This is a genomic window from Actinomadura opuntiae (genome assembly GCF_030283205.1).
Taxonomy (GTDB): domain Bacteria; phylum Actinomycetota; class Actinomycetes; order Streptosporangiales; family Streptosporangiaceae; genus Spirillospora.
This window is the reverse complement of the sequence record NZ_JASNWF010000007.1, coordinates 172,325-192,014: the sequence shown is the minus strand read 5'-3', so window position 1 is coordinate 192,014 and position 19,690 is coordinate 172,325. Positions and strand designations below refer to the sequence as shown.

At 72.9% G+C, this 19,690-nt stretch carries 22 protein-coding genes; 4 read left to right on the top strand and 18 right to left on the bottom strand.

Going from position 1 to position 19,690, the window contains the following annotated elements:
* Nucleotides 1-194: 194 nt before the first annotated feature.
* The 7 genes from QP089_RS16950 to QP089_RS16920 form a co-directional block, all read right to left on the bottom strand.
* Nucleotides 195-1,379 carry a geranylgeranyl reductase family protein gene (locus QP089_RS16950; RefSeq protein ID WP_285912580.1) on the bottom strand — a complete coding sequence of 395 codons (1,185 nt, stop codon included), beginning with the start codon at nt 1,377-1,379 and terminating at the stop codon, nt 195-197.
* 32 nt (nt 1,380-1,411) lie between these two features.
* Nucleotides 1,412-2,059 carry a dienelactone hydrolase family protein gene (locus QP089_RS16945; protein WP_285912579.1) on the bottom strand — a complete coding sequence of 216 codons (648 nt, stop codon included), beginning with the start codon at nt 2,057-2,059 and terminating at the stop codon, nt 1,412-1,414.
* The gene (locus QP089_RS16940) at nt 2,056-2,475 is read right to left on the bottom strand and encodes a CBS domain-containing protein (protein ID WP_285912578.1); all 420 of its coding nucleotides are present in this window, start codon (nt 2,473-2,475) and stop codon (nt 2,056-2,058) included. The genes QP089_RS16945 and QP089_RS16940 overlap by 4 nt, the downstream gene beginning before the upstream one ends.
* A 70-nt stretch (nt 2,476-2,545) precedes the next feature.
* The gene (locus QP089_RS16935) at nt 2,546-3,454 is read right to left on the bottom strand and encodes a proteasome assembly chaperone family protein (RefSeq protein ID WP_285912815.1); all 909 of its coding nucleotides are present in this window, start codon (nt 3,452-3,454) and stop codon (nt 2,546-2,548) included.
* 99 nt (nt 3,455-3,553) lie between these two features.
* Nucleotides 3,554-4,525, bottom strand: coding sequence for a CbbX protein (cbbX, locus tag QP089_RS16930; RefSeq protein WP_285912577.1), 972 nt, complete (start codon nt 4,523-4,525; stop codon nt 3,554-3,556).
* Nucleotides 4,522-4,950, bottom strand: coding sequence for a ribulose bisphosphate carboxylase small subunit (locus QP089_RS16925; protein ID WP_285912576.1), 429 nt, complete (start codon nt 4,948-4,950; stop codon nt 4,522-4,524). The genes cbbX and QP089_RS16925 overlap by 4 nt, the downstream gene beginning before the upstream one ends.
* Nucleotides 4,950-6,383: a form I ribulose bisphosphate carboxylase large subunit gene (locus QP089_RS16920; RefSeq protein WP_285912575.1), complete on the bottom strand. Its 1,434-nt coding sequence runs from the start codon at nt 6,381-6,383 to the stop codon at nt 4,950-4,952. Before QP089_RS16920 ends, QP089_RS16925 begins: the two co-directional genes overlap by 1 nt.
* A 200-nt stretch (nt 6,384-6,583) precedes the next feature.
* Between QP089_RS16920 and QP089_RS16915 the strand changes: the two genes are divergently transcribed.
* Nucleotides 6,584-7,486: a LysR family transcriptional regulator gene (locus QP089_RS16915; protein WP_285912574.1), complete on the top strand. Its 903-nt coding sequence runs from the start codon at nt 6,584-6,586 to the stop codon at nt 7,484-7,486.
* On the opposite strand, the gene QP089_RS16910 is transcribed toward QP089_RS16915, so the two are convergent.
* The gene (locus QP089_RS16910; protein ID WP_285912573.1) at nt 7,449-7,628 is read right to left on the bottom strand and encodes a hypothetical protein; all 180 of its coding nucleotides are present in this window, start codon (nt 7,626-7,628) and stop codon (nt 7,449-7,451) included. The two genes, QP089_RS16915 and QP089_RS16910, sit on opposite strands and share 38 nt — an antisense overlap.
* Before the next feature lie 180 nt (nt 7,629-7,808).
* On the opposite strand from QP089_RS16910, the gene QP089_RS16905 reads away from it, so the two are divergent.
* A complete protein-coding gene (locus tag QP089_RS16905; RefSeq protein ID WP_285912572.1) occupies nt 7,809-8,987 on the top strand; it encodes a saccharopine dehydrogenase family protein in 1,179 nt (392 codons plus the stop codon).
* Here QP089_RS16905 and QP089_RS16900 read toward each other — a convergent pair.
* Together QP089_RS16900 and QP089_RS16895 are read right to left on the bottom strand one after the other, a co-directional pair.
* Complete coding sequence (locus QP089_RS16900; protein ID WP_285912571.1) at nt 8,974-10,149, bottom strand: GAF domain-containing sensor histidine kinase; 1,176 nt, start codon at nt 10,147-10,149, stop codon at nt 8,974-8,976. The genes QP089_RS16905 and QP089_RS16900 overlap by 14 nt on opposite strands.
* Entirely contained in the window at nt 10,146-10,802 is a 657-nt protein-coding gene (locus tag QP089_RS16895; protein ID WP_285912570.1) for a response regulator, read from the bottom strand. The genes QP089_RS16900 and QP089_RS16895 overlap by 4 nt, the downstream gene beginning before the upstream one ends.
* 182 nt (nt 10,803-10,984) lie before the next feature.
* On the opposite strand from QP089_RS16895, the gene QP089_RS16890 reads away from it, so the two are divergent.
* The gene (locus QP089_RS16890; RefSeq protein ID WP_285912569.1) at nt 10,985-11,935 is read left to right on the top strand and encodes a phosphoribulokinase; all 951 of its coding nucleotides are present in this window, start codon (nt 10,985-10,987) and stop codon (nt 11,933-11,935) included.
* Between the two features lie 112 nt (nt 11,936-12,047).
* Here the strand turns inward: QP089_RS16890 and QP089_RS16885 are convergent, their stop codons facing one another.
* The 6 genes from QP089_RS16885 to QP089_RS16860 form a co-directional block, all read right to left on the bottom strand.
* Entirely contained in the window at nt 12,048-13,106 is a 1,059-nt protein-coding gene (locus tag QP089_RS16885; protein WP_285912568.1) for a potassium channel family protein, read from the bottom strand.
* Between the two features lie 113 nt (nt 13,107-13,219).
* Entirely contained in the window at nt 13,220-13,570 is a 351-nt protein-coding gene (locus QP089_RS16880) for a hypothetical protein (RefSeq protein WP_285912567.1), read from the bottom strand.
* Nucleotides 13,571-13,643: 73 nt separating this feature from the next.
* On the bottom strand, nt 13,644-14,102 hold the full coding sequence (locus tag QP089_RS16875) for a peroxiredoxin (protein WP_151542501.1): 459 nt from the start codon (nt 14,100-14,102) through the stop codon (nt 13,644-13,646).
* A 144-nt stretch (nt 14,103-14,246) separates the two neighbouring features.
* Complete coding sequence (locus QP089_RS16870) at nt 14,247-14,675, bottom strand: DUF3052 domain-containing protein (RefSeq protein WP_285912566.1); 429 nt, start codon at nt 14,673-14,675, stop codon at nt 14,247-14,249.
* 220 nt (nt 14,676-14,895) lie between these two features.
* On the bottom strand, nt 14,896-15,303 hold the full coding sequence (locus QP089_RS16865; RefSeq protein ID WP_285912565.1) for a YjbQ family protein: 408 nt from the start codon (nt 15,301-15,303) through the stop codon (nt 14,896-14,898).
* A gap of 75 nt (nt 15,304-15,378) precedes the next feature.
* Complete coding sequence (locus tag QP089_RS16860) at nt 15,379-15,585, bottom strand: DUF1918 domain-containing protein (protein ID WP_285912564.1); 207 nt, start codon at nt 15,583-15,585, stop codon at nt 15,379-15,381.
* A gap of 218 nt (nt 15,586-15,803) precedes the next feature.
* Between QP089_RS16860 and aceE the strand changes: the two genes are divergently transcribed.
* Nucleotides 15,804-18,593, top strand: coding sequence for a pyruvate dehydrogenase (acetyl-transferring), homodimeric type (gene aceE / locus QP089_RS16855; RefSeq protein ID WP_353070592.1), 2,790 nt, complete (start codon nt 15,804-15,806; stop codon nt 18,591-18,593).
* A gap of 184 nt (nt 18,594-18,777) precedes the next feature.
* Here the strand turns inward: aceE and QP089_RS16850 are convergent, their stop codons facing one another.
* A complete protein-coding gene (locus tag QP089_RS16850) occupies nt 18,778-19,152 on the bottom strand; it encodes a VOC family protein (protein WP_285912563.1) in 375 nt (124 codons plus the stop codon).
* Nucleotides 19,149-19,658 (bottom strand): ATP-binding protein, encoded by a 510-nt coding sequence (locus QP089_RS16845; RefSeq protein WP_285912562.1) that lies wholly within the window; start codon nt 19,656-19,658, stop codon nt 19,149-19,151. Before QP089_RS16845 ends, QP089_RS16850 begins: the two co-directional genes overlap by 4 nt.
* Nucleotides 19,659-19,690: the final 32 nt, after the last annotated feature.

Here is a 19,690-nt window from a genome sequence, read left to right as displayed (position 1 = left end):
CCGGGAAAGCGTACCTGGTTCGTGGGGGCGATCGCGAAACGGTTGTGGGCGCGGGGGGACAGGGGGTCTGGTGGATCTGGACGTCCTGATCTCGGGGGCAGGGCTCGTCTTGCGGCTTCGGTTGCTGGGCTCGACGCCGGTGGTCGGCGGATTGGGTGGTGGTCGCTTTTCGGCGCCGGTCGGTTCAGTGGGGGTTAGGAGGTGGGGGTTAGGCGGGTCAGGGCGGTGGCCAGGCGGTCGGCGGTGGGGTCGGTGAGGTTGCCGAGGAGTTTGAGGGCGAAGCGCATCAGGGGTGGGTTGGCGATGCCGGCGGCGGTGGCGGCGCGCATGACGTGCGGGTTCTCGATGGCGCGGGTGAAGAGGCGGCCGAGGGTGAAGGGGCGGCCGTTGGCCTGGGTGATCGCGGACGGGTAGCGGTAGAGGGTGCGCTCGCGCTGGCCGGGGGTGGGGGCGGCGAGGGCGGACGTGATGGTCTCGGCGGCGATGCGGGCCGCTTCGAGGGCGTAGGCGATGCCCTCGCCGTTGGACGGGTTGATCATGCCGCCGGAGTCGCCGGTGAGCAGCAGGCCCGGGTAGTAGTGGGGGCGGCGCGCGTAGCCCATGGGGAGGGCGGCGCCGCGGAGCGGGCCCGCGGCGTTGTCCTCGGTGAAGCCCCAGTCCGGGGGCGTGCGGGCCAGCCAGTCGTCCAGGAGGGTGGGGCAGTCGGCGTGGGCGGTGCGCAGGAAGGCGACGCCGACGTTGCAGGTGCCGTCGCCCATGCCGAATACCCAGCCGTATCCGGCGGGGACGAGGTCGAGCCAGGCTTCGAGGTACGGGTCGTCGTGGCGGGGGCTGCGGTAGTAGCGGCGGGCGGCGACGCCGATCGGGCGGTCGCGGCGGGGGTGCAGGCCGAGGGCGACCGAGAGGCGGGAGGACGCGCCGTCCGCGGCGATGACGATCGGCGCGCGGTGGTCGCCGTCGTCGGTGCGGACGCCGATGACGCGGCCCGTGCGGTCCTGGAGCGGGCCGGTGACCTTGGTGTTCTGGGAGAGCGTCGCGCCGGCGGAGACGGCGTGGCGGGCGAGGATGTCGTCGAAGTCGTGGCGGGTGCGGGTCAGGCCGAAGGGCGGGTGGCCGCCGTCGGACGGCCAGGGCAGTTCGAGGAGGCGGTCGCCGGCGATCAGGCGGAGGCCGCGGTTGCGGAACCAGCCGGGCGCGTCGATGTCGATGCCGAGGTCGAGGAGTTCCCGCACGGCGCGCGGCGTCAGGCCGTCGCCGCAGACCTTCTCCCGGGGGAACGCGGACTTCTCCAGCAGGCGGACGTCGAGTCCCGCGCGGGCGAGATGGCAGGCGGCGGCGGAGCCGGCCGGTCCGGCTCCGACCACGATGACGTCGGGCATGCCGACATCGTGCCCCGGCCGCCGGTTCCGAATCAGGCCCCGTGGGCCAGATGGCGGTTGAACCACTCGGCGGCCTGCATGGTGACATCCTCCAGGGCGCCCGGCTCCTCGAACAGGTGGGTCGCGCCGGAGACGACGTGCAGTTCGGCGACGTCCAGCTGCTGCCGGGCCTGCTCGTTGAGGCGCAGCACCTCGGTGTCCGCACCGCCGACGATCAGCAGGACGGGCGCCCGCACGCGCGGCAGCGACGGCCCCGCCAGGTCGGGACGGCCGCCCCGCGACACCACCGCGCCGACGTCCGGACGGGCCGCGGCGGCGGCGAGCGCGGCCGCCGCGCCGGTGCTGGCGCCGAACAGCCCGATCCGCAGCCCCGCGGTGTGCGGCGCGGACTCCAGGCCCTCGGCCAGCGCGTCGATGGTGCCGATCAGGCGCAGCGTCAGTAGCTCGATGTCGAAGCGGAGCGCGGCGGTGGCCCGGTCGGTCTGCTCCTCCTGCTCGGTGAGCAGGTCCAGCAGCAGGGTGCCGATGCCGGCGGCGTTCAGCCCCTCGGCGACGGCGCGGTTGCGGGGGCTGTGCCGCGAGCTGCCGCTGCCGTGCGCGAACACCACCATGCCGACCGGGTCGTCCGGGATCACGAGATCCCCGTTCAGCCGGGCGCCCGGCACCCGCAGCGTGATCATGTGTTGGGCGGTTCGGCGCTGATGTCGGCCAGGGCCGAGCGTTCGTCGCGCTGCACCGCCAGGTCCCCGATGGACACCATGCCGATGGGATGGTCGCCCTCCACGACCGGCAGCCGCCGCACGGCGTGCCGGCGCATCAGCCGGACCGCCTCGTCGGCGTCCGCCTCCGGCGCCACCGTCACGACGTCGGCGCTGCAGATGTCGGCGACCGTGGTTCCCTCGACGTCCCGCTGGACGGCGACGGCGCGGACCACGATGTCGCGGTCGGTGACCAGGCCCCGCAGCCGCCCCTCGTCCACCACCAGCACGTCGCCGATGCCGTGCCGGCGCATCAGGTCGCTCACGGTGACCAGCGTGGTGTCCGGTGGCACCGCCACCGGCACCGGCGTCATCACTTCGTTCACTCTCTGGGCCATGGGCGGTCCTCCCCCCTCGGGGGCTCGCCTACCCAGGGCACGCCCGGATATGTCAGCATTCCGGCCGGGGTCAGGACGAGGAGTCGGGGCCCTCCTGCTCGGCCAGGAAGCGCTCGAACTGCGCGCCGAGCTCCTCCGCGGTCGGCATGTCCTGCGACTCGGCGAGCAGGCTGTCGCGCTCGGCGGCGCCCGCGAACGCGTCGTACTGCTGCTCCAGCGCCCGCACGACCTTCTCCACCTCGGCGTTGCCGTCGACCTGCTCGGCGATGTCGGCGTCGGTGGCCGCGGCGGCCTCGCGGAGCGGCTCGGCGGGCAGCACCAGCCCGGTCGCGGAGACGATCTGCTCCAGCGCGGCGACCGCGGCGGCCGGGTAGGCCGACTGGGCCAGGTAGTGCGGGACGTGCACCGCCAGCCCGAGCGCGTCGTGGCCCGCCTCGCCGAGCCGCAGCTCCAGCAGCCCGGCGGCGGAGCCGGGCACCTGGACCTTGTCGAACCAGGTGTTGCGGGTGACCAGCTCCGGGCGGGTGGCGTGCGAGGTGACGCCGACCGGACGGGTGTGCGGCACGCCCATCGGGATGCCGTGGAACCCCACGACCAGCCCCACGTCCAGCCGCTTCACCAGATGCACCACGGACTGGGTGAAACCCTCCCAGAGCCGGTCGGGCTCGGGCCCCGACAGCATCAGGAACGGGCTCCCGACGCCGTCGCGCATCAGCCGCACGACCAGCTCCGGCTCGTCGTAGGAGGCCCAGTGGTCGCGGTCGAAGGTCATCGTGGGGCGCCGGGCGCGGTAGTCGATCAGCGAGTCGACGTCGAAGCGGGCGATGACGCGGTGCTCCAAGGCCTCCAGCAGGTGCTCGCGCACCAGCTGCCCGGTGGATCCGGCGTCGACGAAGCCGTCGAGGCTGTGCAGCAGCACCGGGCCGGTCATCTCCGGCAGGTCGGTGTCCAGCTCGTACAGATCCTCAGGGTTCAGCAACTTCTCCCCCACATCTCCATGTCGATGGTCTCAACACTAGGACATGCGAAGGCGAATCCCTTGATCGACTGTGATCGGCGTCTCACTCGCCGTCCGGGGTCACCGGAAGACGCGGCTGGTGAGGAAGTCGTCGGGGTGCAGGGTGGTGAGGGCGGCGCGGTCGACCTCGCCGGCGGTGGCCACGAGGCGGCTGGCGTGGCGGAGGCGGGCGCGCTCGATGGCGTTGCGGACGGAGCGGGCGTTGGCGAAGCGCGGCTGGACGCGGCGCCGGTCGAGGTAGTCGCGGAAGACCGGCTCGGTCTCCGGGGCGAGGGTGTAGCCCTCGCGCTCCATCATCAGGTGGCCGATGGCCTCCAGCTCGTCGGGCTTGTAGTCGGGGAAGTCGATGTGGTGGGCGATGCGGGAGCTCATGCCGGGGTTGGACGCGAAGAAGGAGTCCATGCGGTCCTTGTAGCCGGCGAGGACGACGACGAGGTCGTCGCGCTGGTTCTCCATCACCTGCAGCAGGATCTCGATGGCCTCCTGCCCGTAGTCGCGCTCGTTCTCGGCGCGGTACAGGTAATACGCCTCGTCGATGAACAGGACGCCGCCCATGGCGCGCTTCAACACCTCCTTGGTCTTGGGCGCGGTATGGCCGACGTACTGGCCGACGAGGTCGTCGCGGGTGACGGAGACCAGGTGGCCCTTGCGGACGTAGCCGAGCCGGTGGAGCAGTTCGGCGAGCCGCACCGCGACGGTCGTCTTCCCGGTCCCGGGGCTGCCGGTGAAGCACATGTGCAGGTTGGGACGTCCGGAGTCGATGCCGAAGCGGGCGCGGACGCGGTCGACCAGCAGCAGTGCGGCGATCTCGCGGATGCGGGTCTTCACCGGGGCGAGGCCGACGAGTTCGGCGTCCAGGGCGTCCAGGATCTCGTCGGCGTGCGAGTCGGCGCGTTCCTTGGCGATGTCGACGCGGGCGTCGGCGGGCAGCGGGGGCGGCGGGGCCGGCTCCCCGGCGGCGGGAGCCTGGGGTGGGGCCGCCGGGGAGCCGTTGTCGGAGGGCCGCATGCCGAATCCGGGACGGTCGCTCAAGGCGCGTCTCCGTAGCGCTCGCCTTCGGGACGGTCCGTCGCGTAGGAGTGCAGCGTGTACCGGATGCGCCGGTCGGAGGTCTCCGCGCGGTCGAGGCGGAAGCCGGGTTCCAGGGGCGGGCGCTGCACGATGAACGACAGCGCCGTGGTCTGGCGTCCGTAGTGCGCGTCGTAGGCGTTCAGCCGGACGTAGTGGTTCGGGTACGCCTTGCGGCACTCCTTCACCTCGTACAGCACGCCGGCGGGGTCGGTGAGGTCGAACATGGGCAGTCCCCACATCTCCCAGTAGGAGTTGCGCGGGTGCGGGTCGTCGGTGAACTCGACCGAGCAGGGCCAGCCCTGGTCCAGGGCGTAGGCGATCTGCCGGGTGATCTCCTCGTCGGTCAGCTCGGGGAGGTAGGAGAAGGTCCCTTGGGTGATCCGCATCAGACGCTCACAGGGGTCTCGACGACGTCGGGGGTGTCGGTGGAGTCGTAGGTGAAGGTGATGTCGCCCCAGGTGGACAGGGCGACGTCCAGCTCGCGGCTGTGCTTGGCGGCGGCGCGCAGGACGTCGGGGCCCTCGGCGAGGTAGTCGCGGCCCTCGTTCCGCGCCTTGATCATCGCTTCGAGCGCGACGCGGTTGGCGGTGGCGCCGGCGGCGATGCCCATCGGGTGGCCGATCGTCCCGCCGCCGAACTGCAGGATGGAGTCCTCGCCGAGGTAGTGCAGGAGCTGGTGCATCTGGCCGGCGTGGATGCCGCCGGACGCGACCGGCATGCAGCCCGGCAGCGACGCCCAGTCCTGGTCGAAGTACAGGCCCTTGCGCGGGTCGGCGGGGACGTGGCCGAGGCGGAGGGTGTCGTAGTAGCCGCGGACGCTGTTGGGGTCGCCCTCCAGCTTCCCGACGACCGTCCCGGCGTGGATGTGGTCGACGCCGGCGAGCCGCATCCACTTGGCGATGACGCGGAAGTTCACGCCGTGGTTCTTCTGCCGCGTGTAGGTGGAGTGCCCGGCGCGGTGCAGGTGGAGGATGACGCCGTTGCGCCGCGCCCACTTGGCCATCGACTGGATCGCCGTGTACCCGATGGTCAGGTCGATCATGACGATGACGCTGCCGAGGTCCTTGGCGAACTCGGCGCGCTCGTACATGTCCTCCATCGTCGCGGCGGTGACGTTGAGGTAGTGGCCCTTGACCTCGCCGGTCGCGGCCTGCGCGCGATTGACGCCCTCCATGCAGTACAGGAACCGGTCGCGCCAGCGCATGAACGGCTGGGAGTTGATGTTCTCGTCGTCCTTGGTGAAGTCGAGGCCGCCGCGCAGGGCCTCGTAGACGACGCGTCCGTAGTTGCGGGCCGACAGGCCGAGTTTGGGCTTGACGGTCGCGCCGAGCAGCGGGCGCCCGAACTTGCCTAGGTACTCGCGCTCCATCACGATGCCGTGCGCGGGCCCCTGGAACGTCTTGACGTAGTGGGTCGGGATCCGCATGTCCTCCAGGCGCAGCGCCTTCAGCGCCTTGAACCCGAAGACGTTGCCGATGATGGACGACGTCAGGTTCGCGATCGACCCCTCCTCGAACAGGTCGAGGTCGTAGGCGATGTAGGCGATGAACTGGTTCTCCTGGCCGGGGACCTGCTCCACCTTGTAGCACTTGGCCTGGTAGTTCTCGTAAGAGGTGAGCCGGTCGGTCCACACCACCGTCCAGGTGGCCGTGGACGACTCGCCCGCGACGGCCGCGCCGGCCTCCTCCGGTGGGACGCCCGGCTGCGGCGTGATCCGGAAGGCGGCGAGGATGTCGCTGTCCTTCGGCTCGTAGTCGGGCTTCCAGTAGCCCATCTCCGCGTAGGGGATCACGCCCGCCGACCATCTGCCCGAACTCATCGCCGATCTCCTTCGCGTGCCGGACGGGACGCGGCGGCTCCGTCCCGCGAAGGACGGCGTGCCCAGGGGAATGGGGGCGGAGCGCCGCGTCCCGGCCACGTGGAACCGTGACGGCTCGAGCTTCGCCTCCCGACACTTGCGCTGTCCATCAAGTGTTCTACGGTGACCATCAAGCATTCACTTGAACGAGGAGGCCGGGCATGACGGAGGCACGGCTGCGGACGTTCGTGGCGCTCGCCGACACCGGGTCCGTGCGGGCGGCGGCGCTGCGGCTGTACGTGACGGAGTCGGCGGTGTCGGCGGCGGTGTCCGCCCTCACCCGCGACCTCGGCGTCCCGCTCGTGCGGCGGGTGGGGCGCGGCGTCCGGCTGACCCCGGCCGGGGCCGTCTACGCGGGGTACGCGCGGCAGGTGCTCGGCCTGCTGGAGGAGGGACGGGCGGCGGCGCGCGGCGCGGCCGATCCGGGACGCGGGCCACTGCGGCTGGCGGCGGTGACGACGGCCGCCGACCAGATCCTCCCCGAGCTGCTCGCCTCGTTCCGGACGCGCTGGCCCGACGTCGAGCTGGCGCTGGAGGTCGGGCCGCGGCGTCAGGTGTGGAGCAGCCTCGCCGCCCACGAGGCCGACCTCGTGCTGGCCGGACGCCCGCCCGCCGACGCCGCCGCGACCGTGCTGGCGACGCGTCCGAACGAGCTGGTCGTGGTCGGGGCGCCGGACGTCGCGGACGGTTTCTCCCTCGCCCGGACGCCGTGGGTGATGCGGGAGCCGGGGTCGGGAACGCGGGCGTCGGCGGACGCCTACCTGGCCGAGCGGGAGGTGGCGCCGCCCCGGCTGGTGCTCGGCTCGAACGGCGCGGTGATCGCGGGCGCGGCGGCCGGGCTGGGGGTGGCGCTGGTGTCGCGGGACGCGGTCGGCGCCGGGCTGGCGGCGGGGCGGCTCGTGGTGGTCGACGCGCCGGGGATGCCCCTCGACCGGCCGTGGCACGCGGTCGCGGGCGCGGCGCCGACCCCGACGACGCTGCTGTTCGTCCGGCACCTGCTGGACGCGCCGGGCTGGACGGCGCCCGCTAGGGCAGGCTCCACAGCGTCACCGACAGCAGGATGAGGCTGACGCCGATGAGCGCGACCGCGACGGACCGTCCGCCGTCGCCGCCGCCCGGCACCATCGCGGGCCGCAGCACGCCGGCGAGGGACCAGCAGAGGCAGAGCACGGCGACGGCGTCCATCGCCACGGCAAGCCCGATCACGCCACCATCCCCCCTCGTAGGGGCCAACCCTAGAGCATCGGCGGGCGCCGGGCCGCCGCGCGCGGCGGTCCCGAGTGCCGTCGCTCACATCGGCGGCGCGGCGGGTCCGCGCGGGGCCCGCGGCGCGACAGAATCGTGTTCGGTACAGATTCCTCGCTCGGTACCGGGAAAGGGCCCACCATGACCACCGACCGTCCGTACGACATCGTGCTGTTCGGCGCCACCGGCTTCACGGGGGCCCTGACCGCCGAGTATCTGGCGGCGCACGCCGACCCGGGGACGCGCTGGGCGCTGGCCGGCCGCAACCAGGCCAAGCTCGCCGCCGTCCGCGACCGGGCGGCCGCCATCGACCCGGCCTGCGCCGACCTCCCGCTGCTCCACGCCGACACCACCGACCCGGGCTCGATCGAGCAGGTGGCGCGGTCGGCCAAGGTCGTCATCACGACGGTCGGGCCGTACGTCCGGTACGGCGAGCCGCTCGTCGCGGCCTGCGCGCGCGCCGGGACCGACTACGTCGACCTCACCGGCGAGCCCACCTTCGTCGACCGGATGTACGTGAAGTACCACGACGAGGCGGTCCGCAGCGGCGCCCGGATCGTGCACGCCTGCGGCTTCGACTCGATCCCGCACGACCTCGGCGCGTACTTCACCGTGAAGCAGCTGCCGGAGGGCGTCCCGCTGCACGTCGAGGGGTTCCTGCGCGTGCACGGCGACGCGTCGGGTGGCACCATCGCCTCCGCCGTCGGCATCTTCGCCGACGTCGCCGGCATGGTGCGGGCCGAGCGCGAGCGCCGCCGCGCCGAGGGGCGGCCGGAGGGCCGGACGGTCCGGATCTCCCGGCGGCCCGCGCCGCGGGCGCGCATCGGCGACGGCTGGACGCTCCCGCTCCCGACCATCGACCCGCAGATCGTCACCCGGTCCGCCGCCGCGCTCGACCGGTACGGCCCGGACTTCTCCTACGGCCACTACCTGGCGGTCAAGCGGCTGCCCGTCGCCGCCGGCATGGCGGCCGGCTCCGGCGCGCTGTTCGCGCTCGCGCAGCTGCCGCCCACCCGGTCGCTGCTGCTGCGGCTGCGCGCGCCGGGCGAGGGGCCGTCCGCCGAGCGGCGCGCCCGCAACTGGTTCAGCGTGAAGTTCGTCGGCGAGGGCGGCGGGAAGCGGGTCGTGACGGAGGTCGCGGGCGGCGACCCCGGCTACGGCGAGACGGCGAAGATGCTCGCGCAGTCGGCGCTGTGCCTCGTCCACGACGACCTGCCGAAGACGTCCGGGCAGGTCACCACGGCCACCGCGATGGGCGACGCGCTGATCGCCCGCCTCACCGCGGCCGGGATCGCCTTCCGCGTCCTCACCCGCGAATAGTTCGTCCGGTGCGGCGGCGGCCCGGGACGGGGACGACCGCCTCGACGGTCGTCCCGACGCCCGGGCGGCTGGTCACGGTGACCCGGCCGCCCAGCAGCTCGGCGCGTTCCCGCATGCCGCGCAGGCCGTAGGAGTCGGTGCGCCGGGTCCGCTGCGCGCGGGCGCCCTGGGCGAACACGTCCCGCACCGAGAACCCCGTGCCGTCGTCGGTGACCTTCAGCCGGACGCGGTCGCGCGCGTGCTCCAGCAGCAGGTCCACGCAGGTCGCGGACGCGTGCCGCAGGCTGTTGCCGACCGCCTCCTGCGCGATCCGGTACAGCGCGGTCTGCACGTGGTCGGGCAGCTCCTCCTCCAGCTCGCCCTCCACGGTCACGCTCACGTCGATGACGCCGGACGGCCCGGGGCCGTCCCCGGCCTCGCGGGCGAGGGTGGCCAGGGCCGCCGACAGGCCGAGGTCGTCGAGCACGGGCGGGCGCAGCCCGCCGATCGCCGCCCGCGTCTCGGCCGCCGCCAGCTCGCACAGCTTCCGCGCGACCATGATCTGCGCGAGCCCCTCCGGATGGTGCTCGGGCAGCGCCCGCTCGGCCGCCGACAGGTGGAAGCCCAGGCTGGCCAGCCGCTGCGCGATGCCGTCGTGGATCTCCCGGCTCAGCCGGGACCGCTCGGCCTCCTGCGCCTCCACGGCCCGCTCGGCGAACCGCTCGGCGGCGTGCTCGCGCTCGCGGGCCGCGCGCAGCCTCCGGCACGAGCACAGCACCGGCGCGAACAGCTCCGCCAGCGCCGTGACCAGCGCGACGTCGTCGGCCGGGCAAGGGCCGGCGGACCGCACGTCCACCACGGCGATCGTCTGGTTCCCGCTGCGGACGGGGACCGCGACGCCGCGTCCGTCCGCGTGCGCGCGGGAACGGCCGTGCGCCGCGACCCAGCCCGCGTCGCCCTCCCCCAGCGGGACGGGCGGGCCGGACCATTCGAGCGACCGCTCCTCGTCGTCCAGCACGTACACATCGCAGAACGTCAGCGCGCGCGCCGACCGGACGACCAGCCCGGCCAGCTCCTCGGCCAGCCGGGGCAGCTCGCGGTCCGCGCAGGCCACCGCCACGATCCGTACCAGCAGGTCGTTGCCGCGCCCGGCGAGCAGTTCCACCGGCGGCACGGCCGTCACCGGAACAGCCCCTCGCGCAGCGCGACCGCGACGGCCGCCGACCGGTCGGTCACCTCCAGCTTGCGGTACAGCGCCCGCAGGTGGCTCTTCACCGTCTCCTCGCTGAGCACCAGCCGGGCCGCGATCGCCTTGTTGGACAGCCCGCCGACCAGCAGCGACAGCACCTCGCTCTCGCGCTGCGTCAGCCCCCGGTTGGCGCCCGGCCAGAACTCGCCGCGGGTCAGCCGCGCCGCCGTCACGGCCATCCGGCCGGCCAGCGTCGGGTCGACGACCGTCTCGCCCTGCGCGACCTCCTCCAGGCGCCGCACCAGCTCGGGGCCGTCCACCCGTTTCAGCAGGTAGCCGCCCGCGCCCGCGCGCAGCGCCTCGAAGACGTACTGCTCGTCGTCGTACACCGACAGGAACACCACCCGCGCCTCCGGGACGCGGCCGGTCAGCAGCCGGCACAGGTCGAGGCCGCTCTCGGGGCCGAGCCGCACGTCCAGCAGGACGACGTCGGGACGCAGCGCGGTCACCAGGCGGGTGGCCTCCTCCCCCGTCCCCGCCTGCCCCACGACGCGCACCCGCCCGGCGAATCCGGCCAGCATCGCCTGCAGTCCGGCGAGGATCATCTCGTGGTCGTCCACCAGGACGACGCGTACGGGGGCGCCCATTCCGGCACGATAACAACCCGAAGCTACTGACCAGTAGCCCCGGCGCGGCCGGGCCTCACGCCATCTTCACCCCCGCTCTCCCCCGACCGGGGGACGCCTCCGCGCCGCGGCCGCCGTACTCTCCCTGTCGAAAACCGGATTCCGCAGGACGGAGGAGCCAGGTGCCCCATCGGATCGTGCATATGCTCCGGGCGCGCGGGTCGGGCCGCCGCCCCGTCATGCTCGCCATCGCCGGGGACAGCGCGGCGGGCAAGACCACACTGACCAGGGGGCTTGTGCAGTGTCTGGGGGCCGAGCGGATGACGGCCGTCTGCGTCGACGACTACCACCGCTACGACCGGGCCGAACGCGCCGGGAAACCGTTCACGGCGCTGCACCCCGACTGCAACCACGTCGACATCATGGAGCAGCACCTGCAACTGCTCTCGATGGGCGAACCGATCCTCAAACCCGTCTACGACCACGCCACCGGCGAGCTCGTCCGGCCGGAACTGGTCGAACCCCGCGACTTCGTGATCGTCGAGGGCCTGCTCCCCCTGCACACCCGGCTCGCCCGCGCCTGCTTCGACATCACCGTCTACCTCGACCCGCCCGAGCCGCTCCGGCACTCCTGGAAGATCCGCCGCGACTGCGACAAGCGCGGCTACCGCCCCGACCAGGTCATGGCCGAACTGGCCCGCCGCGAACCCGAGAGCGCCGCCTACATCCGCCCGCAGCGCAAGTACGCCGACATCGTCGTCCGGTTCGCGCCCGTCGCCGGCCGCGTCGACCCGCCCGGCACGCCCCTCTCGGCCGAACTGCTGCTGCGCCCCACCATCGACCACCCCGAACTCGCCGACGTCCTGGACGGCGCGTCCGGCGACGCCGACAAGCTCCTGCACCTGCGCCTGCACCGCGACGACGACGGCCGCCCCGTCGACGCCCTGCACGTCCACGGCTACGTCTCGCCCGAGGAGTCCCAGGTCGTCAAGAAGGCCATCTGGGAGCGGCTCGGCGCCCGCACCGGCAACGGCCTGCCCGCCCCCGACGCCCTCGGCCGCCTCGGCGACACCGGCACCAGCGACCCCCTGGCCATCACCCAGCTCCTCCTCCTCTACCACCTCCTCGACGCCGACCACCGCCAAGCCGCCTGAACCCCGCGGCGCGCGGGGAGGCCCCGAGGCTTGGACCTGTGCCTCGGGCCGCGCGCACGCGGACGCCGGGAGAGCGCCCCCAGCGGGCGCGAAGGGCGCTCTCCCGGCTCTCTTAGAGCTCGTGCCAGGGGATTTGGGGGCGGTCGGGGGCGACGACGGCGAGGGACTGGCCGCCGCGGACGAGTTCGCCCGGCTGCGAGGTGAGGCGGAAGCGGGCGTTCGGGCGGTGCGACTCGCCGACGGCGAGCAGGGTGCTGCCGCGGCGGAGCAGGAAGATCGCCACGTCCAGGCGCGGCCACTCGCCGGCGTCCCGCGGGACGTCGACCCGGTACAGGGTGCCGTCGGCGTCGAGGGTGCTGGCCAGGTTGTGGTAGATCGCGGCGACGCCGGGGTTGCGGATCGCGACCGCGACCACGGCCGGGTCGTCGATGTCGACGGGCTCGATGTCCGGGCCGACCAGCGCGAGCGCCTCGGTGATCTCGGCGCGGCGGCCGCCGTCGTGCACGCCCGCCAGCAGGTGGACGGGCGGCTCCCCGTGGCGCCGCAGGTAGGCCGACACGCCCAGCATGACCCGGACGGTCTCGTCGTCGGTGCGGCCGATCACCACGACGGTCCGCGCGGCCTCCATGCACGCCCGCCGGTAGGCGGTGTCGTCGAAGGCGACCACGTCGTACAGGTCGGGGTCGGGGTTCTCGCCGGCCAGCTCGCCCGGCCAGAAGACCGCGACGACCGGGATGCGGGCGAACGCCGGGTCGGCGCGCAGCTGGGTGATGATGGCGCGCAGCCCCTCCCGCTCGTACCCGACGACCACGATGTGCCGCTTGACGTGCAACTGCGCCTGGCCGTTGGCCCGCATCGTCCTGCCCTTCGCCATCCACAGCGTCAGCTCGGCGAACAGCACGAGCCCCGCGGTGAGCCCGGCAATGATCACGATCACGCCGCCGATCCGGCCGCCCGTCGAGGACGGGTACAGGTCGCCGTAACCGGTGGAGGTGCCGCTGACGAAGAAGTACCAGATGTAGTTCCACGGCCGCTTGATCTCGGCGCCGGGCTTCTCGCACAGCGCGATCAGCAGCCAGCCGACCCCGAACGCCGCCAGCAGCACCAGCGCGGGCGCGCGCCAGGACCGCGCCGCGACACGGTGCGCCAGGCGCAGCAGGATGATCGGCATTCGCGCAGCGTGCCAGCAGGGGAAATGCCCCGTCAAGCCCGGAATGCCGACCGGCGGTGGCTACGCTGCGTGACGAGACCGGGGGGTGGCCGGAGGCGGCCACCCGCGCGGAGTCAGCCGGCCGGGCCGCGCCGCAGCACGCGGCTCAGCGCCGCCGCGACCTCCTCGGACAGGCCCCGGTCGGCGCGGGGCCCCGCGCTGGAGGGCACCAGGTCCGCGGCGCGCGGGGCGTCGCGGACGGCCTCGCGGGTGTGGCCGCAGTCGCGGCACTCGATCTCGCCGAGCCGGCACACCAGCGCCGTGGAGCCGCAGGCCGCGCAGCGGTCGAGGTCGTCCGCCCAGTCGTGGGCGGACTGGCAGCCGGGGCACACCAGCACCTGGTGGTCGGCCCGGACGCCCCGTCTCCACGGGCTCGCCCCGCGCACGGGGTCGGTCTGCCGCGCCCCGCAGCGGAAGCAGGGCATCACACCTCCAGCGGGTGCGGGGGCCGGATCCGGCCGCGGGCGGCGCCGCGCGGCCGGGGCCGGCCCGTTTCGCTCAGAGCCCGGCGAGCGCCTTGCGGTACTCGTCGAGGTCGCGTGCGTCCGGGATGGCGTTGACGACCTTCCAGCGGACCACGCCCTGCGCGTCGATGATGAAGGTGCCGCGGACCGCGAGCCCCTTCTCCTCGTCGAACACGCCGTAGCGCTGCGCCGTCCCGCCGTGCGGCCAGAAGTCCGACAGCAGCGGGAACTGGTACTTCTCCTGCTCGGCCCAGGCGCGCAGCGCGAACACCGAGTCGACCGACACGGCCAGCACCTGCACGTCGTCGCCGCCGAGGGTGGGCAGCTCGTCCCTGATCTGGCACAGCTCGCCCGTGCACACGCCGCTGAACGCCAGCGGATAGAACACCAGGACGACGGTCTTCTCGCCCCGGAAGTCCGAGAGCTTCACCGGGGTGCCGTGCTGGTCCTTCAGCTCGAAGTCCGGTGCGCTGTCGCCTACCTCAACCGACAAAGCCTCTCCCGCGGATCGCCCCCGCCCGGGCGGGGGGTGTGGGCGCCCCCACGGACGTGGGGACGCGCCCAGTCTGCCACCCGCCGCCGACGCCGGACGGCCCCGGCCGCCCGCCGCCGCCGGCGGGCGCCCCGGACCGCGCGGCTACTTGCGGACCTTGGGCGCGACCAGCCGCGTTCCGGACCACTCCTTCGCGGCGCTGACGCTGCTCGTCTGCGACAGCCCGGCCGTCTGCGCGGCCTCGCCGATGTCGCTGGGCTCGACGTGCCCCTCCCGGCCCGCCTTCGGCGTCAGCAGCCAGATGTTGCCGCCGCCGGTGAGCGGGATCATCGCGTCGGTCAGGCCCTCGAACAGGTCGCCGTCCTCTTCGCGCCACCACAGCAGCACGATGTCGACCACGTCCTCGTAGTCCTCGTCGACCAGCTCGTTCCCCGTGACTTCCTCGACGGAGCGGCGAAGCTCCTCGTCGACGTCGTCGTCATAGCCGATCTCCTGCACCACCTGGCCCGGCTTGAGGCCGAGCCGTTCGGCCAGGCTGCGCTCAGACTGCGCCTGACCCGCGGTCGCGCTCACGAAAGTCCTCCCATTGTCGTCAGTCCGCACGGTGTCCCGCGCATTTCTCGTCTCCGGGCCCCCGTGCCGGGCGGCCCGCCCGCACCCGTGCGGTGTTTGCGGGACAGTCCACACAAGTGAGGGCCCCTAGCGCAAGTGTCTTCCCGGCTTTTGGTGGGCTCATTGGCCCGATCACGGCGCCCGAGGTCACAGGACCTCCACAGAGGGTGACAACACGCCGTCATCCTTTGAGGAAGGACAGGCGGACCTGCCGGTCGGGGTTGTCGACGTTGAGGTCGACCAGGGCCACCGACTGCCAGGTCCCGAGCGCGAGCCGGCCGCCGGTCACCGGCAGCGTCGCGTACGGCGGGACGAGCGCCGGCATCACGTGCGAGCGGCCGTGCCCGCGCGAGCCGTGCCGGTGCCGCCAGCGGTCGTCGGCCGGCAGCAGGTCGCCGAGCGCGGCGAGCAGGTCCTCGTCGCTGCCCGCGCCGAGCTCGATGATCGCGATGCCCGCGGTGGCGTGCGGGACGAACACGTGCAGCAGGCCGTCCCCGCCGGCCGCGCCGGCGAACCGCTCGCACTCGGCCGTGATGTCGTGCACGACCTCCTGTGTCCCGGTGGTCACCCGGACCACGGTGCTCTCCATGATCGCAGGTCTACCCGATCCGCGGCGCCGGACGCATCCCGGCGCGCGCGGATCCGGGCGGGCGCTCCCGGCGCGCTACCGGCCCGCGTGGCCGACGGTCTCGCGGGGCTCGATGACGCAGTCCGGCCCCGGGAAGATCAGCCCCTCGTGGCCGTCGCCGAACCTGACCACGTACGGCGGGCTCCCGTTCTCGCCGCGGACCTCGATGATCTCGCCCATCCGGTCGTGCTGCCCCACGACGGTGCCGTGGACGTGCAGCCGGTCCCCGATTCGCGCGTACATGGCTTCCCTCCGTTCTCGTGGAAAAAGGGCTCCTCGGAATGTGCGTACCCCGGTTGACCGGGGAGAATGGTTACCGGTTGGTAGAGATGCGTTAGCCGTCACGAACGACGACGATGGATCACGAGACCAGGCGGTGCGACACCGCCGCCGGGGACCGCGCTCCGCCGAACGGCGGCCGGGGTCCCACCAGCAAAGACGGCAAGCACAGAGGGGATCCCGTGGCTTCCGGACGTCAACGCTTTTCGATCATCAGCGACGGCCTGCCGAGCCAGCTGCCGGACATCAACCCGGACGAGACCCGGGAGTGGCTGGAATCGCTGGACACGGTCATCAAGACCGAGGGCCGCGGCAGGGCGCGGTACGTGATGCTCCGCCTCCTGGAAAGGGCCCGGGAACTGCAGGTCGGGGTCCCCGGGCTGCGGAGCACCGACTTCATCAACACGATCCCGCCGGAGTCGGAGCCCTGGTTCCCCGGCGACGAGCACGTCGAGCGGCGGATCCGCGCCTACATCCGGTGGAACGCGGCGATCATGGTGTCGCGGGCCAACCGCCCCGAGCTCGGCGTCGGCGGCCACATCGCCACCTACGCCTCGGCGGCGTCCCTCTACGAGGTCGGCTTCAACCACTTCTTCCGCGGCAAGGACCACGGCGAGTCCGGCGACCAGGTGTTCATCCAGGGCCACGCGGCGCCCGGCATCTACGCGCGCGCGTTCCTGGAAGGGCGGCTGCCCGAGGAGAAGCTCGACGGGTTCCGGCAGGAGCAGTCGCACCCCGGCGGCGGCCTGTCGTCCTACCCGCACCCCCGGCTGATGCCCGACTTCTGGGAGTTCCCCACCGTCTCGATGGGCCTCACCGCGATCAACTCGGTGTACCAGGCGCGGTTCAACCGCTACCTCTACAACCGCAAGATCAAGGACACGTCGCGCTCGCACGTGTGGGCGTTCCTCGGCGACGGCGAGATGGGCGAGCCGGAGTCGCTCGGCGCGATCGGCCTGGCCGCCCGCGAGGAGCTGGACAACCTCACCTTCGTCGTCAACTGCAACCTGCAGCAGCTGGACGGCCCGGTGCGCGGCAACGGCAAGATCATCCAGGAGCTGGAGTCGTTCTTCCGCGGCGCCGGCTGGAACGTTATCAAGGTCATCTGGGGCCGCGACTGGGACCCGCTGCTCGCCCAGGACGTCGACGGCGTGCTGGTCAACCAGATGAACACCACCCCCGACGGGCAGTTCCAGACCTTCTCCGTGGAGTCCGGCGACTACATCCGGGAGAAGTTCTTCGGCGCCGACCCGCGGCTGCGCAAGATCGTCCAGCACCTGTCGGACGACGACCTGCGCAAGCTGTCGCGCGGCGGGCACGACTACCGCAAGGTGTACGCGGCGTTCAAGTCGGCCCGCGAGCACGTCGGGCAGCCGACGGTGATCCTCGCGCACACCATCAAGGGCTGGACGCTCGGGTCCGACTTCGAGGCCCGCAACGCCACCCACCAGATGAAGAAGCTGACCAAGGCCGAGCTGAAGGAGTTCCGCGACCGCCTGTACCTGGACATCCCGGACTCGGCGCTCGAGCAGCCCCTGCCGCCCTACTACCACCCGGGCGAGGACTCCGACGAGATCCAGTACATGCGCGAGCGCCGCGCCGCCCTCGGCGGGTTCCTGCCGAAGCGGGCCGTGCGCGCCAAGGCGCTCAAACTGCCCGGCGACCCCGTCTACAGCGAGCTGAAGAAGGGCTCCGGAAAGCAGAACGTCGCGACGACGATGGCGTTCGTCCGGCTGCTCAAGGACCTGATCAAGGACGAGAACCTCGGCGCCCGGTTCGTCCCGATCGCCCCGGACGAGTACCGCACGTTCGGCATGGACTCGCTGTTCCCCACGTCCAAGATCTACTCGCCGCACGGGCAGACCTATGACGCGGTCGACCGCAAGCTCCTGCTGTCGTACAAGGAGTCCGAGAGCGGCCAGATGCTGCACGAGGGCATCAGCGAGGCCGGGTCGATGGCCTCCGCGATCGCCGCCGGCACCGCGTACGCCACGCACGGCGAGCACATGATCCCCGTCTACATCTTCTACTCGATGTTCGGGTTCCAGCGGACCGGCGACCAGATGTGGGCGCTCGGCGACCAGATGGGCCGCGGGTTCCTGCTCGGCGCCACCGCCGGCCGCACCACCCTCACCGGTGAGGGCCTCCAGCACGCCGACGGCCACTCCCCCCTGCTCGCCGCCGCGAACCCCGCCTGCGTCCACTACGACCCGACCTGGGCGTTCGAGCTGGCGCACATCACCCAGGACGCGCTGCGCCGCATGTACGGCTCGTCCGAGGAGCACCCGCAGGGCGAGAACGTCTTCTACTACCTGACCGTCTACAACGAGCCCTACCAGCAGCCCGTCGAACCCGAGGGCCTCGACGTCGACGGCCTGCTCAAGGGCCTGTACCGGTTCCGGGAGGCACCCGAGGTGTCCACGGGCAACGGGCAGCCGCCCCGGGCGCAGATCCTCGCGTCCGGCGTCGGCGGCCGGTGGGCCCTGGAGGCCCAGCGGATGCTCGCCGAGGACTGGGGCGTCGCCGCGGACGTATGGTCCGCCACGTCGTGGAACGAGCTGGCCCGCGAGGCCCGCGAGTGCGACGAGCAGAACCTGCTCAATCCCGACGCCGAGCAGCGCGTCCCCTACGTCACCCGGACGCTCGACAGCGTCGCCGGGCCGATCGTCGCGGTGTCGGACTACATGCGCGCCGTCCCCGACCAGATCGCGCCGTGGGTGAACGGCGACTTCACCTCGCTCGGCACCGACGGGTTCGGGTTCTCCGACACCCGCGCCGCCGCCCGCCGGTTCTTCCACGTGGACGCCGCGTCCATCGTCCTCGCGGTGCTCACCCGGCTCGCCCGGCACGGCGAGATCAAGCCGGAGGCCCTGCCCGAGGCGATCCGCCGCTACCGGCTCGACGCCTCGGTCAGCGACGTCTTCGCCGGCGGCGTCGGCAGCGCCGAGAGCAACACCGGCGGAGATGCGTGATCTCCCAGGGGGCCCCCGTCACGGCCGCCAGGCGGGCCCGCTGCGCTCGCAGGGCTCGCTCCGCGTGCCCGCCCGTGACCGGGGGCTGAGGTTCGGGCTTCCGGGGTGATCGCGGAGGTGTAGGCCGCGATGACCCGCGAAAGGGCCCCGAGGATCGTCCTCGGGGCCCTTTTCGCGCGCCGGGTCAGGCCGCCGGCGGGGTGAAGACGGCGAAGCGGTTGCCGGACGGGTCCGCCAGGTGCGCGAACCGCAGGCCGTCGGGCGTCGTCGTGCCGGGGACGGCGACCTTGCCGCCGCACTTCTCGGCCTCGGCGCACGCCGCGTCCACGTCCTCGACGAGGACGAAGAAGACCGCGTGGTTGGCGGACGCGTCCGGCACGTGCGCGATGCCGCCGCTGGGCGCGTCGGCCCCCTCGTAACTGACCAGGTCGTAGCCCTCGCTGCCGGGGTCGGACGCGAACCTCCACCCGAACATGTCGCCGTAGAAGCGGCGGGCGTCCTCCGGCGCGTCGGTGCCGACCTGGAACCAGGCGACGGTGTTGTAAGCGGGAACGCTCATTGTTCTCCTCCTTCGAACGCTGTCGGCATCAGCGTCGAGGAGTCCCGCGACAGCCCCATGTCGGGGTTTCGGAACAGAACCCGGCCCACCGACCGGAACTCCGCCCACACGACGGTGCCGGGCCCATCCGGCCGGAACCCCCAGCTCCGCGTCAGGACGTCCACGATCCGCAGCCCGCGCCCGCTCTCGGCACCGGTCTCCGCCTTGAGCCGCGGTCGCCTGCCGTCGGCGCCGTCGTCGGCGATCTCCATGCGCAGGAAACCCTCGCCGGCCAGCAGGCTCACCGTCACCCGGCCGCCGTCGCCCGAGGCCGTGTGGGTGACGGCGTTGCAGACGAGCTCGCTCACGACCGTCACCAGGTCGTCCAGCCCCGGATGGTCCGGCGGCACCATGTCCCGCAGGAACCGCCGCGCGTACCCGACCGACCTCGGAGCGCCCGGAAGCGTCAGCGTGCCCACCACGACCAGCCCGCCGGGGTCCGTCCCTTTGTTCTCGGGCGCTCCCATCCGCGCCTCCCCTCGATTCGGAAACGCCCGCC